Raw genomic sequence first — 16,547 nt, forward strand, 5'->3', positions numbered from 1 at the left:
AATGAGACCACCCTTCTTCTTTTTTTATATTTTTGACATAAAACTTCCTATGCCCGAAGAATGGAGCTATGTACCCATTTTCGGCAACTGGCTGGCATATCGTCTACCGATGAAGCCCCTATAGTTTTGCGTCCCAGAGTTTCCTCTAGTTTGCCTTTTTCACAATAGAAGAACCAACGCCGACACTATAACCGTCATCTTGCTTGTGTCGAAATCTGTCGTGGTTTGTATGGTCATATTATCACGGTATTTTGGTCTACAACAACGATGAATTATTCCCTTATTTACATTTAATTGGAAATCTTGTAGCTATAATGTTCTATTTATTTAATATAAAATAAAACAGATATTCGAACGAACATGGGTAAGTTTAATTATTTTTTGAAATGGTCGTGTTTAGCATGAAATTAATGACAAAAAATGGGGTACGTGATGTACCCATTACAGTTATAAAATACACTACGTTTTGGAAAAGGTTTAAAGGTTTAATGTTTAAAATGAAGCCGATTGTAGATAAGGCCATTCTCCTTTCTCCGTGTAATTCCATTCATATGTTTTTCATGTTTTTCTCGATTGATGTTATCTTTATGGATGACCAAAATAAAATTCTTCATCTAAAAGAACATGTAAAACCTTGGACCGTTATTTTCCCTATTAAAAATGCAAAATCAACTTTAGAGTTACCAGCAGGGACTATTTCAAGGTATTCTATTAAAATTGGGGATCTGATTATACCCTAAAATGTCTACCCTATAATAAAAACAGAGTAAGGGAAATTTCCCATACTCTGTTTTTATTTAATGGATTGGCACAGACCCAGGTCTGGATCTGTGCTTTTAAAAGTATCCCTTACTATTGTTGCGGTGCAGAAGGAGTTGAAATACTTTGTAATGCCTCTTCTGCCTCGTTAGCATATTGATTTTGTACGGCTAAATCACCTAAAGCAACCATTCCTACGATTTGTCCATTTTCGACTACCGGCAGTCGGCGTATTTGCTGCTCTGCCATTAAATCTGCTGCCTGATGAACATCCATATCAGGTGTACCTTGTACAATTTGCTGTGCCGTCATGACTTCAGATACTGGTGTTTGTGCATCTTCACCTTGAGCTGTCGTACGAAGGGTAATATCTCGATCTGTTACAATTCCAACAATTTGTTTGCTGTTATTTACTACTGGGATCGCTCCGATATTATATTCGCTCATTAACGCTGCAGCTTCCTGTACGGTTTGTGTTTCCTTAACTGTAACAACATTTGATGTCATAATGTCTCTTAATTGTGCCATGAAACTTCCTCCAATCCTATTTACACCTTTATAGGATAGGGAACTTTGGCGATATTATTTATGGAAGTTTTTTCAAATAATAGTTGTACAGCTTTTTAAATGACCGAGGGCTGACATCAAGATTCTAAATCAGAAGGAATTGGGTTCATCTTTGACAGAATGATTACTTTTTTCCTCATTCTCATCATCCATTTCTTCAATATGAAGCTCTGAATTTAACATCTCTTGTTGAATCTTATCTAATGCCTGTCCATTTTGTTGTTGTTCCAATAAATCATAATGGAATATATCACTGATCGCATTCTCATCGATTGAGGCTATAATTTCGTGGATATCGTTATGATCACCGGTTATCGAGCCAAATCCTTGGGTTTGTTTTTTATAATTGACAAAACCGCTTGGAAGATTGTTTCCAAGATTAACACAGGATGCACCTTCTACCGTTCCGATTGAAATCGATCCAATAAAAAAAGCGGGGGAAAAACGTTTCAATATCAACATCCCTTCCCTAATTCATGGTATAAGACACTGGCTTTCCATTTATGTTTATTTGAATGTCATCCCTTTTATCTATTTGTCCTTTTTGCGGATTCTTATGGATAGCCGGATTTTTAGGGCGCTGCTTACGATTGACGTTGGGAGAGAAGGTATTCCCAAGATTCAACATGCCGCTCAACTCTTTAATATCCAACTTTTCAAGCTGGAATGCTAGTTCATCAATGTTTAATTCTTGTAGGTGAAGATCCTTCACGTCCATTTTAACAATGACGGATGGATTGTTTTTATCCTGGAGGGATTTCTCAAGTGTACTGATCTTTTGGAACAATTCATCAAGTTTTTTTAGTAGATTTTCTTGATCCATCAATCTCCATTCCCTTTTAAGAGTGTTTTTCTATTACTCCTGCATTTGATTTGACCTTATTACTATTTCCTTTAATGGTGCCAAAACCTTCGTTGATCACAACTTCGTTTTTTCTTCCCTTTATGATGTTTGTTCCCACCAATAATCCCGAAGAATTTTTTATATCATTAATTTTTAATGAACCGTATTTAATGGATGTCATAATCAAACTCCCTATCATTCTTTTTTTTAAAAAGGGATGGTTATTAATAAAATTCCTCTATCGAAGATGGCTTGAAGTTGTTCCAAATGACACTCTTCCGGAATCGTTATCTCCCTTCGAAAAAAACCGTAAAACCGTTCGCTGCTGATTATTTTCATATCATCATCTATATAATCTTTGTGTATGTTTCCTTCAATTGTTAAGGTACGATTCATACGTTTTACAGACAAGTCCTCTTTCCTGGCCCCGGCGAGATCAATGGAAATAATGAAGTTCTGTTTTAATTTATAGACATCGGTTCTTGGTTCCACAAATGGTGAGATTTCATGCAATAATTCGGAGAAGTCATCTCCTAACATCTGTTTGACATTAGAACGCATATGAGGCTTTAACACCCATTGAAAACCTCCCTACTACGGCTAGTCTTATATATAAGATTATGTACTGTTTATAAAGGTCATGCCTAAATGGCCAATAAAAATAGGCCAGGCACTTTAAAATGTAACCTTAAAGCGCCTGCACCTGAGCACCAGGTATAACATCTGGATCAATGATATTTCCATCACTTAAATCATTATCAATAATAATCGTGTAATTTAAGGTATTTGTAATGATACCACTTTGTTGAGCAAACCCATTGTTCGTCTTCCTGTGAGCTGACCATCCAGTTAATTGATTTTCTCCTACAGAAATGGTAGAGTTCGTATCTTGATGATTAACATTAATTGCTCCGATTGCTATAGGAATCGCCAAAAAAATCACCCCAATTTCTGTGGATTATTCATATTGAAGATTATCGTTCATGAAACCGTCCATTAGATCATTGTCAATCACGATATTTGTATTGGAAGTTTGCTGCGTAATGCCTGAAGTTTTGCCTGTTCCTTCATTCGTTTTCCTGTGCGAACTCCATCCGTTTAGTAAATTTTCTCCAACTGAAATGGCTGAATTTGTAAATAAGCTATTTGCATTTATTTCCTTAACATCAACTTTTTGTATGCCTTGCCTACCATCGATGTATGTCACTTCATTATTTTCTATAGGAGATTCAATTTTCTTTAAATCCTGCCTGCCATCCGTGTAAATCACTGAATTATTTTCTATAGGGGTGTCAATTACATCGTTGTCAATAACCATACTAAAGTTTTCCGTGACTTGTGAATTAGACACAGAGCCAAAGCCTTGATTATGTTTTTGATGTGATGACCAATTATTTACATTATTTATTCCAACAAAGATTCCAGATGTTGTATCTAGGGAATTTACAGTTATTCCATTGATGATCAGATTGTTTATGATTTTTTTTTGCATCATTAGCCTCCAACTCACCGTTAGTTATTGATCAGGCAAATGTCCCAAGTGCAGATTTAAGGAAAGGGTAAAAATTCTTTTCTAAATAAAGTATGATTACATAAATGTCTTTGTTCTTCGCCATTAATAGTGCATCCCCCTGGTTATTTTTAGGTAGTACCACATTTTCATTTCATTTTAGCTACCTTTACTTACCCACTTGCATAAGATGTTACAAGCTTATTAACTAAACGGTTCTGCGAAATCGCAAGTGTAATAAATGGTTTTAAAATTAGATTTAGCATATCTGAATTTAGCTGATCTTTACATTAAGACTAAAATGGTTAAATAAGGGGATAGTTTTATGGCAATTTCTTTTACATTTGGGGCAATTAACGTAAATCAACAAACTACAAATGCTGGCGTTAGTGTTGGAGAAAATCAACAATTTGGTTGGTCTGCTCACAGGAAAACAAACAATGGTGTGGGTGGACAAAATGGGGTTTTTTGGAACATAACAAATGTGACCATTATAAATGACAATGATGTAATTGATGGGCAAATTAATGACCCGGACTTACTACCTGGGGTGCAAGGTCAAGCCGTTTAAAGATTTCTAATTTTTTTGTATTTATATCTATTCGCTTGGGGTTTAAAGCCTTTAAAAAAGGATGGTTCGATCAACATCGAAGCATCCTTTTTAATTATTCTTTTTCAATGATTGCGATTTTGACATCACGATCATCCATGATTCCATCTACATAATCTTGATCTTCATTTAAATTGATATTTCCCACTATCCGGGTATTATTTCCATTTACATTGCCGAGTGTTCTATTTTGTTTTTGATTGCCATCAATCCCATTAACATGACCTTTGCCAACGAATACCGTGCTGCTTGGCAACATGGAATTGACGTTTACACTGTTCAGATTAAGATTAGTGGCACTGTTATCATCGCTTGAATTTTGAATGGCAATATGAATGTCCCGGTCATCAATTGGTGTATCTACGATGTCAGGGTCAATCAGAATTGAAGTATTGCAAAATAGAAGATTAGATTGTCCGCCAATACTTCCGATCACACTGTTTTGCTTGCCATGAGCACTCCAACCGATCGCTGTATTCTGCTCCCCAATAAAAATACCACATTGTCTCTCCATGGTTCGGACATGAATGTTACCCGTAAAATTAAAATTTGTAGTATTACCCATTTATGGTTCACCACTTTAGTTCATTTTGAATGAGGTTTAATTCTTTAATTTATGTTCATGAATCTTGGGTTGTGTACTCCCCTAAAAAGCCGTGTCCTACTGTCTGCTTATGCATTCACTGGAATGCTCGGCTTAAAGTCCTGATCAAAGATAACCCCATCTACGATTTCAAAGCTATCCGCGACATTATTTATATTTCCGAGATTAATGGTGTTAATACCGTAAATTCCCCCTGTGTTTAAGTTGTATTTCCTGTTAGCGTCCATCCCATTTACAATACCTTCACCAACAAAAATGGCGGAACTAGGTTGAGGAGAATTTATGTTCAACATTCCTACGTTAACAATTGAAGCCACCCAAATTTCCTCCTATTCTCCCGTTACTGCTTATTATTTTATGTTCAAACCATAAACTGTGGAACATAAAATCGACATCTCAAAAATGCACCAGAAAAATGCTGCCATTTTTGTGCTTTGGAAAAGCAATTCAGCAATCTATAATATAAGGTGATATTAATAAAGTATATTTGCAGGTACTATTTACATTAATGACAGGTGGTCTGTATGCATATCCTATTTTTTGCTCCTTATTTTAATCAGCCAAGAGGAAATTCTACAACCATAAAGCGTCTTGTTCACTTTTTGCAGCAGGGAAATATTCATACTTCCGTTATCCCATATTTGGAGGAAGATGATTGGCATCGTTCAGATGCAGATATTTATCATATTTTACATGCTACCCGATTTATTCAATGGCAAACAGAAACCAATTTTATTTTAAATCGCCCCTATCTGGTCACGATGGGCGGAACCGATATTAATATTGATTTACAGGCAAGCATGAATGATGAAATATTTTCATTCTTAAATAATGCTGCTTTTATTACTGTTTTTACAGATGATGCAAGAGAAAAGGTATCACGGTTATTCCCTGGATGGACCGATAAGACCATCGTTATTCCCCAAGGGATCTGGCTGCCTTGGAACATATCAACAATAAAAGAAGAGATCCATCCACGTATTCTTCTTCCTGCCGGATTACGTCCAGTAAAGGATGTTTTGCATGTTGTTCCGGCACTTGATGAGTTAATTCACGAATACCCCAATATGGAATTCACGATTCTAGGGGCAAAGTTAGATTCTAACGTCTTTAAAGAGGTACAAAAAGAAGCAGAGCATCGCCATTGGATGAAGTATGCTGGCGTTGTTCCTTATGAGGTGATGAAGTTTTGGTACGAACAAGCCCAGATCGTCATCAATACTTCCCTATCCGAAGGTCAGTCGCTTGCCCTTATGGAAGCAATGGCATTAGGGCGACCTGTCATCGCGCGAAAAAATGAGGCTAATATCCAATTGATTCGCCACGAACAAACAGGCTGGCTTTATGAAACGATGGATGAATTTAAAAAGGCAGTTCAATCCATTGTATGTGATGTTGCCTTGCGGGAGAAAGTGATCAAGCAAGCACAAGAATGGATCCGTGACTACAGTTCACCTGAACAAGAAACCGTTGCCTACATTAATTTGTATAAAGATTTATTAAATTAAAGGCTGCTCATTTGTATTACTTTATTTTTGTATAAATATAAAGGGCTTGGCAAATTTAATAAAAGGTAACTAACTCAGGGGAAATTAGAAATATTTCTATAATTCGGGGTTTCACGTTTAGAGGAGATGTTAGCTTGACAGTTAAACAATATTGGAAAGAAATAAACGATAAGAGTGAGCGGGTTTCATCTTTAATGCATTCTTTTTGGAATGAGCATTCTGACTGGGGAAACTGGCAGTTCTGGGTCATCCTACTTTTCTTGCTTGTTCCACTGATTGTGCTTCTTATTAAGCTTAACCGAAATAGAAGTCTTGAAATTCTTTTCTTTGGGTACACAGTACATATGTTATGGACATACACAGACCTCATACTTATAAGACAGGGTTATGTAGACCATCAATATTTCCTAACGCCATTCTTGCCACAAGCTCTAGGAATTACAGCATCCCTAATCCCTGTTTCCTTTATGCTGGTTTATCAATATTGCTTGAATAGTGGAAAACCCTTTATTATATGGATTACTGGACTAAGTGCCATCCTTGCTTTTGTTTTTGCACCTATTGAGAAGTGGATGGGTCTAATTTCCGTCTATAAGGGGTTTACGATTGTACATATATTTTTCATAGATATTGTTATTACCATGATTGCTTATGGCCTGACGAAGTTTTTTGTAAGGTTTTATGCGACAAGACAGTCGAATTTGGACCACTAAATCTTTTTTCTTTTAAAAAAATGGGTCAGTCCCCCACATTAAGGCTCGACCTAATTACTCTTCAATTACATAAATTTTTTCGAATATATAAATCCTAACAAAGAGATGAAAAGTGCATAAGGAATATCATTTGGAGGAGTAAAAATGTCTAATATACCATTGTCATCATCGGAGCTGGGAAACTTATGGCAGGCTTATCAAGAAAAATCTATGATGCTTAGGGTTATGGAATATTTTATCGAAAAGGCTAATGAGGATGAAATAAAGCAAATGTTGCAAAACATTTACATGATTGAAAGCAAAAACGAAGAAAAGATTAAAACCATTTTTAAGAATGAAGGCGCTGTTCTTCCGATTGCTTTTAACGAAAGTGACGTAAACAAAAATGCACCACAGCTATTTGATGATAACTATGTAATTATGTATATCAGAATGATGTCCAAAGTTTTATCAGGTCTTTACACTTTACATGAAGGAATGTCGTACAGACAAGATATTCGTGAATTATATATGGATTTCACAGCGGATACACAACGTATTTATTCCATAACAACGGAGCACCTTTTGGATAAAGGTGTTTTAACGTGTCCACCTATCGTACCAATGCCTATAGAAGCAGAAATCATAGATGATACAAGTTACACGAATGGTTTAAATCCATTTCGAAAAAAAAGGGCACTAAACACCGTAGAAGTTGGTTTGGTCTACCAATCCCTGGAGACTAATATTACAGGGATGCAATTAATGAAAGGATTTGAACAAGTAGCCAAGGAGCCAGATGTGAAAAACTACTTTATGAGAGGGAAAGAATTAGCAAAAAAAGTAATATCCAAGATGAGTGAACTTTTATTAGAAAGTGATATTCCTGCTCCTTCAACGTGGGCTGGAATGGTAACTGATTCAACCATTTCTCCTTTTTCTGACAAACTTATGATGTATAATACCAGTTTGTTATCCATCTTCGGTCTAGGGAGCAATTCGGTTGGAGCAGGTTTCAGTTTTAGAACTGACTTACTTTTAAATATAGGCCATATCATGTCAAACACGTTTGATTTCGCCAAAGATGGAGGAACGATTTTAATAAAACATGGTTGGATGGAGGAACCACCATCAACCGGTAAACATGGTAATAGTAACTCTTAACTATTTTGTTGTGCCCATGGGCACAACAAAAGTAGCATATTGGTAAAAACAAGGATTGTATTCTTCCCATGAGTGTAAGAAAAGTAGCAATCCGGTAAATATAAGCCTTCTATTCTTCCCGTGAGCACAAGAAAAGTAGCCTACCGGTAAATATAAGCCTTCTATTCTTCCCGTGAGCACAAGAAAAGCATCCTACCGGTAAAAATAAGCCTTCTATTCTTCCCAGGAGCACAGGAAAAGCATCGATCTGGTAAAAATAAGCCGTCTATTCTTCCCGTGAGCACAAGAAAAGCATCCTACCGGTAAAAATAAGCCGTCTATTCTTCCCACAAGCACAGGAAAAGTATCAATCTGGTAAAAATAAACCGTCCATTCTTCCCGTGAAAACAAGAAAAGTGTCACACGGGTAAAATAAGCCATTTATTTTGCACGTGCAGCCCTAGGAAATTAGTGCTTCAGCTTCTTAGGCTTTATTTCTCAGTGGTCCCGAACGGTTCTCGTGTCCTAAAACAGAAAAAATGGTAAGTCCTCCCGTACATTAAGGCATTAGTGCACTAGGGGGACTCGTCCTTGAATTTCAGATTCAACTCTCCTTCTTATCTTCTTTAACTTTCAGGATTTTTGCCATCTCTCCGTATTCGTTTCGAATGGTCTTCCTTGCTTCTACAGGTGTTCTTGAAATGACAGACTTGATTCTCTTTTCTCCGTTTATCTCCATTTCAACAAGAAAGCATTTTGCTCCACATCTCAAAGCTTTTCCTCCATTGTGTTCTGATTTCGGTTTTGCGGAAACCTATTCTTTCTTGATCTACCATTCTTGCTAAGGGATGCTATAGATTATAAGTTATTTTCGATTTTCCATATTTTATACTTTTCGCGCTGACACGCTGCACAGGGTCTGAAACCAGCTGTAAGAGCTGTTTGCTCATCGGCAAAAAACACTCTGTCATTGATGTAACCATACTTCGCTAGGGCACGCAGTGCAGCTGGACAATCCATTGTTCCATACACTTTGGTTTTGCGATTGCCGCCATATGTACCTGGGGTCTTGCTCTGATAAAGTTTCTTATCCGCCCCCATAAGTGTGGAGGTTTTACTGCTCTGTGCCTTTTCAGAAATTACTTCATCCTTAACATCCATTCATTATCTCCTCCTTTAAGATAGCTTCAATTTTGTTTACATAATAAAATTATGGTTTATATTTAATTAACCAAAGAATAAATCCAATATATTTGACCCTTTTGAAGATTGCTTATTATAGAACTCGGAGTAACCACATTTTTTACAATACACCACGATAAAGGTATTGTGCTGAATATCTAAGATTTTCGATAAACCTGTACCCGTCATCGCTACTTCCTTTGTTCCTGCATCTTTGCTTCCACATTTAATACAGCCTTTTTCAGACATCTTCATTCTCCTCCCACAAATATCCAATTTCGTTTCCCTATAATACGAAGGCTGCACAAAAAGGTTTCAGTGGATTTATAGAGTATTGTCCTGCAGCCACTGCATACTCTATATGGAACAATAAAGAAACCGCTGAAGGCTTTGCTTTTCACCCATTTACTTAGTATGTTTAATCCCCCTATATTTCGTGAAGAATGATAAGCGAGGTGATCCTGATGAAGCTCCTTTTAATAATCGGAAGTATTGTACTCCCTATATTAATGGTTGTACTACAAAGAAAATGGTCCAAAATAAGGGTCATTTTTGATTTAATGGCGATTCTGTCGGCACTTATTTTTGGAAATATTTCTTCAATCGCTATCTTTGAGATTATCAGAGATGATAAAGTCTTTATGACCAATATTCATGCAGTATTTCTAAATCCCATTTTCCTGATGACAGGTGCTTATATGGGACTGTATTTTCTTTATGTTCTTGTATTACGAGTAATAAATGATAAAAACTAAGCAAGAAGGTTTGACCTCTTTTTAGTTTAGGTTCCACGGACATTCCCAATTTTCTCGTTGGTTGCTTGGCAATCTTTACCTGTCATAGATATTACTATTTTAAATAATTCCATCCTATAAAGGGAAAAGCAGCCTTATGGCTGCCAAATCAAATATAGCAATATCCTCTAACTAAGCTATTCTTATAATATTAGCAGATAATGAGGAAGCACTATTTTTAAATTTGTTTGTGACAAAATCTTTGTCTAAAGTGACAAAGTATGTTTCAGGGTTAATTTTTGTAAAAAACTCGGCACTTGATAAGTGAAAAGCATCGTTTGTTTCAAGAAGTAAAGATTGTATAAATTGTAAAGCATTACTGTATATTTCTTGGTTTATATCAACAATATGTATGTTTCTAAGCCCTAAAGTTTCCCAACCACTTAAATGAGTTAAGAACGTCTTTACCGCTTGTTGATAATAAAATTCTAATGAATTAAGTTCTTCGTCTGAACAATTGCTTTTTACTTGTTTAAGCAAATTAGTAATGTTAATATAGCTATTTTCTGGTGATTGTATCATTTGCTTCAAAGCGTTTTTGTCCGTATAACTATAAAGCATGGAAGTTGCAGGAAATGTATTATAAACAGCCTTCTCAAGGGGATGCATTTCGATCTTTTGATCTTTTTTATACTCTAATTCTATCGCTCTATAAATCCAGTTTTTTAGAATTGCATGAATAACTTCAGATGCTGTGTATGGACTTAATAAAATTTGAATATCCTCGGATTTCCCCCATTTTTCAAGCAAAGAATTAACCTTACTCCTTAACGAGGAAGGGTTCGATTCTAGAGACTTAATAATAAAACAAGCATCTAAATAAATAGATGCCTTTGAAAAATCATGCTCCAATATATCTTTGAAACGTGTTTTGATATTCTGCATCATTTACCTTCCTCAAAAATTTCCGAGAGTGATTTTCCAAAAGCGGGGGGCAGGCCGTGTTGTGTACTCAATTCTTCGAAAGAAGTAACGTTTGGCTGTTGAACTTCTAATTTTTCTTTCTTTGCATCATCAAGGATTCCCTGAACTGGTGGTGTCATTTTGGTCACCTCAATATTAGATTTTTGTTTCTTTTTTCCATTATACTTGTTATCTTTAGAAAATTTCAATATTATTCACCCTCTTATTTCCAATTTACACTGAAAATATGCTTCTTAAACCTTTTCCTTTTAATATATGCAATGATTAATCTTAACTTCCGAATTTAGTTGATAAAAATCTATAGATTTTTGGGAAACGGGGACAATACCCCGGTGCGTTAAAGCGTTAATCAACCGGCGGACTGGTCCAAAGATTAGCAGATTATATTAAAAAGGTCCTACTTAATACAATGACTCTAGATAACGATTAAGATTATGAATTTAACAAATTTCTATCCCTTACAAACAGAAATAGCGCAGGAATTCTTCCTACGCCACTTCTATTTTCTATATATGGTTTTAAATTTCTACCAAACTATTAGCGGAAAGATATTTCCCCACTGGTCGACCAACGATTCCTGCTTCAAGATCAAATACAAGCTGTCCTCTCACAAATGTTTTTGTGACACGACAATCAATGGTTCGGCCAATATAAGGGCTGTGCTGATGACGGTAATATAAGTCTTCCTTCCTTACCTGATAGGATTGATTCGGGTCAATCAGGATGATATCCGCATCTTTATCCAATTCAATACTGCCCTTTTGTTTCAAGTTAAATCTCTTAGCCGGATTTGTGGCAATCAGTTGAGCAAAACGCTGTACAGATAAGCCGCGCTTCTTGACCGCTTCGTCAAACATTAAATCAACATTATTTTGACAGCCCGAGATCCCTCCGAAGATTTCAAAAATATTGTTGGTGTCACTTTGCTTCATTTCTGGCGGACATGGGGAGTGATCGGATGTAAGGAAATCAATTTTCCCCTCCAAAAGTGCTTCCCATAATTGCTCCTGCTCTTCTTTTTCGCGTAATGGCGGCGCACATTTTGCAGCAGGGCCGATTTTTTCAAAGGCTTCCAAATCCATCGTGAAATAGTGGGGACAGGATTCCAACGTGACATCCTGGCCTTCCTCGCGGGCTTTTATTATCTCCTCTACCGCTTGCCTGCTGCTGATATGAACAAAGTGAAGTTTGCATCCCGTTTCTTTACCTAAAAATAACGCCTGTCTGACTGCATCAACTTCCGCTATAACAGGTCTTGACTCCACATAATCCCTTATCGTTACCTTGCCTTGCTTGATTTTATCTAAGGCATATTGATCTGTGAATTCAGCATTTTCTGCATGTATCGATAAAAAATGGCCCAATTCGGCTAATTTCTTCATGCCTTGATAAAGGGTGTAAACATCCACGTTTTTAAAGTCCCCTACTACATCACTGCCCGTTGTCGCCATGAAGCATTTATATGCGGCAACTCCCTCGTTGGAAAGATCCTCTAAGTCCTCGATGTTCCCGGGTACTAGTCCCCCGTATAGAGCGTAATCCACATAGGCTTTATTTTCCGCACTTTTTAATTTACCTCTAAGTGCTTCTTTATTTGTTGTAGCTGGAAGTCCATTTAAAGGCATATCAACAATCGAAGTGGTTCCGCCGGCGGCCAAGGCTTTTGTTCCTGTTTCAAACCCCTCCCAATCTCTCCCCGGCTCAGAAAGATGAACATGGGCATCCACCATCCCTGGCATGACATACTGACCAGTTGCATCGACATATTCTTTGGCAGAATCGTTAATATGTTGGGAAATCTCAATAATTTTGCCATTTTTAATACCGATATCCACTTTTTCAACAGAGTCCTTTAACACGACACTTCCATTTTGGATCACCAAATCAAACTTCATTTCCCCTCATCCTTTCTATTATATTTCTGGTGAAAGTTAATTTTCTATTTTTCAAAAATGGTTCCTTTTTTAAATACAGATTGTTTAAATCCATATTTATTCAGCAAGTAGTAGGAGATGCCGCCAACTACTAATCCAATCGGCCAGCCAAGATCGACGACAGTAAAGGCACTGGCCGCGCCAATGATCATGGCGATAATTGCAGCCATATTTAAGCCGCTGAATTGACCATTCGGATTGTACAATTCATTAATATCAACCTTTCTCTTCCGCAATAGTATATAGTCAACGACTAATATTGCCGTGATTGGTGCTAAGAAGGCAGAATAGGTGAGGATAAAAATTCGGAGTCCATCTGATGAACCCGGCTGAATCAATTTCCAAGGGAATGATACCATTGCAAGCAAGCCTGCAATGACGACTGAAACTTTATATTTTACTTTTGTAAACAATTGAATGATGTAGGCTGCCGGAACAATGTTTGCAATCAGGTTAACAGCAACAGCTCCAAGAACAACAAAAACGGAAACGATGAAGGTAATATAATCATTGTTAACAATTTTTGCGAACGCTTGAACAGGGTTCGCAAGACCTGTTGCGGCAGCAAGCATGACGCCAAGACTCATGACCGTAAAATAAGTTACCGTAACCGGAGTAAAGTACATAAGAAACCGTTTAGGCGCTGATACTCCTACTTTCAATTCACGAGAGTAATCAGATGCACTTAGGAAAAGCGCAGCGTAGTTGCCAAGGAAGGCCATCGTGAAAGACCAGAATGGGAGCCCCCATGTTCCTTTTGCTTCTACCCAGGTGGAATGAATGACGGCACTATGGTCTTTTAAAACTACTACAGCTGCATAAACAAATGAGGACATAAGGACGATGGCAATTACAGAGTTCAACCACTTAATGGTGTGGAAACCTTTTAAAGATAAAACAATTTGGATGAGTAGAAGTATAACAAAACTAATCGGAATACTATTAATTTTTCCTCCGGTTGAAATTCTGATGATTTCACTTAATCCAGTTGCTCCAATCCACGACTGAAACCCATACCACACGATTGCAGGAACACCTCTCAGGATGGACGAAAGAATCGCACCCTTCATCCCAAAAGCCATTCTTAAATGAATGACATATGGGACACCATTGCGATAGCCAAAACTGTCATTCATTAGAAAAGCAGCACCGATAATAGTTGTTGCAATAAGTAACGAAACCATTGTTTGCATGAAATTCATGGTTGCAGTTCCCGCCACAACCAATCCCGTTCCAATCGCCATATTGCCTAGGCTTACTCCATCCCCTGTGAACGCCAGTCCAAAACTTAGTGGACTCATGATTCTTTTTTCAGGGTCATTTGGCCGTAAACTTTCTTCTACACCTGTAATGTCATATCCTTGTGTTATCTGACTTTCTTGATTTGGCTGAATTACTGGACTTGTCATCATAGCTCCCCCTTTATTTTAAAAAGTGATCCTAATTGCCAGATTTAAGTTGAGAATTTCATTACCACCTGAAGTTCCCGCAAAATATGGGTTCTAGCTAGTCCATCCACACCAGTTTCTTATGGCAACTAAATGATTCTTGTATGTGTTCATCCATCCTTATAAAGCGTTTTCAATTCTTACTGCACCATCAGCATGTATGGCCCTTCCACCACCTGCCAAGAGAGGTTTCGATTTATTGGTTTACGGTTGCCCTTGAAAACAATGCTCCCCACCCTTTTACTTTGGCAGGATCTATATCTACCATTTTTAAACATTCCCAAATAAGCACATTAATCGTGTCGTACATTGGCATTTTGTACTTTTCTTCATAATAGTTAACCTTAGCAACTGGAGGAAAATTCGTACAAACGATACTTAAAGCTTCAGCTGGAGATACAGTTACTTCCTTAATCTGTTCTTCAATTCTTTCCTGAGGCACCAAACTAAACGAACGATTGTGTGTAATATTAAGTCCGGAACTATTTACCGTTTCTATTCCACACTCATTTTTGTATTGTTCAGCAATTAATCTATTAATTTCAGAAATATACGGAGTGACAAGGTGGACGGATTTAATATCATGCTCTTTGAATGCTCTTATTTGCGATAACATGGAAGTGGTTGCCGGGATTCCTGTTCTTTTCGTAATCTCTTCGCAAAGCTTTCGGTCTACATCAAAGCCGATCCATCCGCCCGATGTTCCGTTCCATGCAATTACATCAACTTCGGCATGCGCCAGTAATTCTGCCGCCCGAAGCATGGGTTCCATATTGAATTGACTTAAGGAATCCTGCTCCAGTGAGATTTTCGTCACTTCGAACCGGCTATAATGACAAGTTACCTCCGGAACTTCATGCAGCATTCTCGAGCAAATCGGCTCCAAAGCTGTGTTCGAAGATGGTGTCAGCATTCCGATTTTTTTAGGTTCGTTCATATTGATTTACCTCCTGTAATTTTGGTTTATTTTTTTAAAAATAAAGCGCTCTCAACATTGCCAATTTTCCTACCTAAATATCTAGCCCCAATTGGAGTGATGTTCCCAGCCCAATCAGTGTAATACCCTTCCTCTTCCAGTTCAGTTAGTACAAACGGAATCCATTGGCCCCAGGTGTTTTTATTTTCACCAAAGATAGCAGAATCGACGTGATCCTCTTCACCATCTGGCCAGCCGTATGTATACCAGAATGTAAGGTTTTGTGGATCATAAATCTCGGTACTGACGGTACCGCTTTGAAGACCGTGATTGGAGATCGACTTTTCGTGCGGTGTTCCTGGGTCAGGAGTTCGATCACTAATTAGTTTTTTCATCGTTTCTACATCAATTTGAGATGCGTTTTCTTTTAAGAGATTCATCGCTCGATGATAACGGAATTCAGAGGAATCAAAATGAATCGTATTTCCTCTTTTGCTATCATCGAGTGGTACCATCGGATCCGTTTCCCACCTATTGGCCCTTGCTGCAATTCCATTGTCTTTACTTGTGAAGGTTTCGGCCACCGTAACCGTCTTATAACCAACTTCTACCACAGCCATGTTCCCATTCCGATCCGCAAAAAGGTAATTCCCCTGAGTGCCGAATCCCTTTGGATTCTCTTTCACAAATGTGATGGCCTCATCGACCGTCGAAACCGTTGCTCCCATTTTTAAAAACCAATCAACTGCATCTAATTTTTCAGGATCTTCCCCTTCTTTCGGAACCACCCATGCTCTCGTCCAGGAAAAACCCGTTTCATTCATTCCCCTATCTGAACCGATATCAACCAGTTCCCCGGAAGAATCTTTTATCAGGCAAGGGGTATGCACAAATTTATATCCCCCGTCTTTTGGGATGGTGACAACGACAGGTTTTCTCGGACCTTCGAGGTAAGGATTATCACTGGTAGATGCCAAAAATACACGCCTGCCAAGAGTCGCTGTTCCAGTTGCTCCCATTATCGTACAAGCGGCTAATACCGAGTGATCGGAGCCAAAAATAAGAAAAATGGCCCCTACTATTACTAGGTTTAAGATGATTTTCACTTTTCT

Annotated in this window: 24 protein-coding genes and 1 riboswitch; of the genes, 6 read left to right on the plus strand and 18 right to left on the minus strand. The window is 37.6% G+C overall.

What is annotated here, in order from left to right; genetic code table 11:
* Positions 1-79: 79 nt before the first annotated feature.
* A riboswitch (cyclic di-GMP riboswitch) is annotated at positions 80-165 on the minus strand.
* 236 nt (positions 166-401) lie between these two features.
* Positions 402-740, plus strand: coding sequence for a DUF192 domain-containing protein (locus tag ACNQGS_RS08555; protein ID WP_491486969.1), 339 nt, complete (start codon positions 402-404; stop codon positions 738-740).
* A gap of 112 nt (positions 741-852) precedes the next feature.
* Here ACNQGS_RS08555 and ACNQGS_RS08560 read toward each other — a convergent pair whose 3' ends face one another.
* From ACNQGS_RS08560 to ACNQGS_RS08590, 7 genes are all read right to left on the minus strand, one after another.
* On the minus strand, positions 853-1,287 hold the full coding sequence (locus ACNQGS_RS08560; protein ID WP_491486970.1) for a CBS domain-containing protein: 435 nt from the start codon (positions 1,285-1,287) through the stop codon (positions 853-855).
* A gap of 129 nt (positions 1,288-1,416) precedes the next feature.
* Positions 1,417-1,779: a hypothetical protein gene (locus ACNQGS_RS08565; RefSeq protein ID WP_491486971.1), complete on the minus strand. Its 363-nt coding sequence runs from the start codon at positions 1,777-1,779 to the stop codon at positions 1,417-1,419.
* A gap of 16 nt (positions 1,780-1,795) precedes the next feature.
* The gene (locus ACNQGS_RS08570; protein ID WP_491486973.1) at positions 1,796-2,149 is read right to left on the minus strand and encodes a hypothetical protein; all 354 of its coding nucleotides are present in this window, start codon (positions 2,147-2,149) and stop codon (positions 1,796-1,798) included.
* A 16-nt stretch (positions 2,150-2,165) separates the two neighbouring features.
* Positions 2,166-2,351, minus strand: a complete 186-nt coding sequence (locus ACNQGS_RS08575; protein WP_491486974.1) for a hypothetical protein — start codon at positions 2,349-2,351, stop codon at positions 2,166-2,168.
* A gap of 26 nt (positions 2,352-2,377) precedes the next feature.
* Positions 2,378-2,746 carry an Hsp20/alpha crystallin family protein gene (locus ACNQGS_RS08580; RefSeq protein ID WP_491486975.1) on the minus strand — a complete coding sequence of 123 codons (369 nt, stop codon included), beginning with the start codon at positions 2,744-2,746 and terminating at the stop codon, positions 2,378-2,380.
* 112 nt (positions 2,747-2,858) lie between these two features.
* A complete protein-coding gene (locus tag ACNQGS_RS08585) occupies positions 2,859-3,104 on the minus strand; it encodes a hypothetical protein (protein ID WP_491486976.1) in 246 nt (81 codons plus the stop codon).
* 24 nt (positions 3,105-3,128) lie between these two features.
* The gene (locus tag ACNQGS_RS08590) at positions 3,129-3,662 is read right to left on the minus strand and encodes a hypothetical protein (protein ID WP_491486977.1); all 534 of its coding nucleotides are present in this window, start codon (positions 3,660-3,662) and stop codon (positions 3,129-3,131) included.
* 343 nt (positions 3,663-4,005) lie between these two features.
* Between ACNQGS_RS08590 and ACNQGS_RS08595 the strand changes: the two genes are divergently transcribed.
* Positions 4,006-4,251, plus strand: coding sequence for a hypothetical protein (locus tag ACNQGS_RS08595; RefSeq protein ID WP_491486978.1), 246 nt, complete (start codon positions 4,006-4,008; stop codon positions 4,249-4,251).
* A 94-nt stretch (positions 4,252-4,345) separates the two neighbouring features.
* Here ACNQGS_RS08595 and ACNQGS_RS08600 read toward each other — a convergent pair whose 3' ends face one another.
* Both ACNQGS_RS08600 and ACNQGS_RS08605 read right to left on the minus strand, forming a co-directional pair.
* Positions 4,346-4,855, minus strand: coding sequence for a hypothetical protein (locus ACNQGS_RS08600; protein WP_491486979.1), 510 nt, complete (start codon positions 4,853-4,855; stop codon positions 4,346-4,348).
* Between the two features lie 107 nt (positions 4,856-4,962).
* Positions 4,963-5,211: a hypothetical protein gene (locus ACNQGS_RS08605; RefSeq protein ID WP_491486980.1), complete on the minus strand. Its 249-nt coding sequence runs from the start codon at positions 5,209-5,211 to the stop codon at positions 4,963-4,965.
* A 207-nt stretch (positions 5,212-5,418) separates the two neighbouring features.
* Between ACNQGS_RS08605 and ACNQGS_RS08610 the strand changes: the two genes are divergently transcribed.
* From ACNQGS_RS08610 to ACNQGS_RS08620, 3 genes are all read left to right on the plus strand, one after another.
* Positions 5,419-6,402, plus strand: a complete 984-nt coding sequence (locus ACNQGS_RS08610; protein ID WP_491486981.1) for a glycosyltransferase — start codon at positions 5,419-5,421, stop codon at positions 6,400-6,402.
* A 134-nt stretch (positions 6,403-6,536) separates the two neighbouring features.
* The gene (locus tag ACNQGS_RS08615) at positions 6,537-7,115 is read left to right on the plus strand and encodes a hypothetical protein (protein ID WP_491486982.1); all 579 of its coding nucleotides are present in this window, start codon (positions 6,537-6,539) and stop codon (positions 7,113-7,115) included.
* A gap of 144 nt (positions 7,116-7,259) precedes the next feature.
* Positions 7,260-8,258: a DUF3231 family protein gene (locus tag ACNQGS_RS08620; protein WP_491486983.1), complete on the plus strand. Its 999-nt coding sequence runs from the start codon at positions 7,260-7,262 to the stop codon at positions 8,256-8,258.
* Between the two features lie 583 nt (positions 8,259-8,841).
* Here the strand turns inward: ACNQGS_RS08620 and ACNQGS_RS08625 are convergent.
* The 3 genes from ACNQGS_RS08625 to ACNQGS_RS08635 all read right to left on the minus strand — a co-directional run bounded on the left by ACNQGS_RS08625 (position 8,842) and on the right by ACNQGS_RS08635 (position 9,668).
* The gene (locus tag ACNQGS_RS08625; RefSeq protein ID WP_491486984.1) at positions 8,842-9,009 is read right to left on the minus strand and encodes a hypothetical protein; all 168 of its coding nucleotides are present in this window, start codon (positions 9,007-9,009) and stop codon (positions 8,842-8,844) included.
* A gap of 86 nt (positions 9,010-9,095) precedes the next feature.
* On the minus strand, positions 9,096-9,398 hold the full coding sequence (locus ACNQGS_RS08630) for an Ada metal-binding domain-containing protein (RefSeq protein WP_491486985.1): 303 nt from the start codon (positions 9,396-9,398) through the stop codon (positions 9,096-9,098).
* A gap of 66 nt (positions 9,399-9,464) precedes the next feature.
* Complete coding sequence (locus tag ACNQGS_RS08635) at positions 9,465-9,668, minus strand: zinc ribbon domain-containing protein (protein WP_378582208.1); 204 nt, start codon at positions 9,666-9,668, stop codon at positions 9,465-9,467.
* Between the two features lie 260 nt (positions 9,669-9,928).
* Between ACNQGS_RS08635 and ACNQGS_RS08640 the strand changes: the two genes are divergently transcribed.
* A complete protein-coding gene (locus ACNQGS_RS08640) occupies positions 9,929-10,174 on the plus strand; it encodes a transposase (RefSeq protein ID WP_491486986.1) in 246 nt (81 codons plus the stop codon).
* 171 nt (positions 10,175-10,345) lie between these two features.
* On the opposite strand, the gene ACNQGS_RS08645 is transcribed toward ACNQGS_RS08640, so the two are convergent.
* The 6 genes from ACNQGS_RS08645 to ACNQGS_RS08670 form a co-directional block, all read right to left on the minus strand.
* Complete coding sequence (locus ACNQGS_RS08645) at positions 10,346-11,098, minus strand: hypothetical protein (RefSeq protein WP_491486987.1); 753 nt, start codon at positions 11,096-11,098, stop codon at positions 10,346-10,348.
* On the minus strand, positions 11,098-11,325 hold the full coding sequence (locus ACNQGS_RS08650; RefSeq protein ID WP_491486988.1) for a hypothetical protein: 228 nt from the start codon (positions 11,323-11,325) through the stop codon (positions 11,098-11,100). The genes ACNQGS_RS08645 and ACNQGS_RS08650 overlap by 1 nt, the downstream gene beginning before the upstream one ends.
* Positions 11,326-11,655: 330 nt before the next feature.
* A complete protein-coding gene (allB, locus tag ACNQGS_RS08655; protein ID WP_491486989.1) occupies positions 11,656-13,032 on the minus strand; it encodes an allantoinase AllB in 1,377 nt (458 codons plus the stop codon).
* Positions 13,033-13,076: 44 nt separating this feature from the next.
* Positions 13,077-14,480, minus strand: coding sequence for an NCS1 family transporter (locus ACNQGS_RS08660; protein ID WP_491486990.1), 1,404 nt, complete (start codon positions 14,478-14,480; stop codon positions 13,077-13,079).
* Positions 14,481-14,715: 235 nt separating this feature from the next.
* Positions 14,716-15,456 carry a maleate cis-trans isomerase family protein gene (locus ACNQGS_RS08665; protein WP_491486991.1) on the minus strand — a complete coding sequence of 247 codons (741 nt, stop codon included), beginning with the start codon at positions 15,454-15,456 and terminating at the stop codon, positions 14,716-14,718.
* Between the two features lie 26 nt (positions 15,457-15,482).
* On the minus strand, positions 15,483-16,547 hold a 1,065-nt coding region (locus tag ACNQGS_RS08670; protein ID WP_491486992.1), incomplete at its 5' end, for a carcinine hydrolase/isopenicillin-N N-acyltransferase family protein.

Source organism: Neobacillus sp. PVCKKU3 (assembly GCF_058323225.1).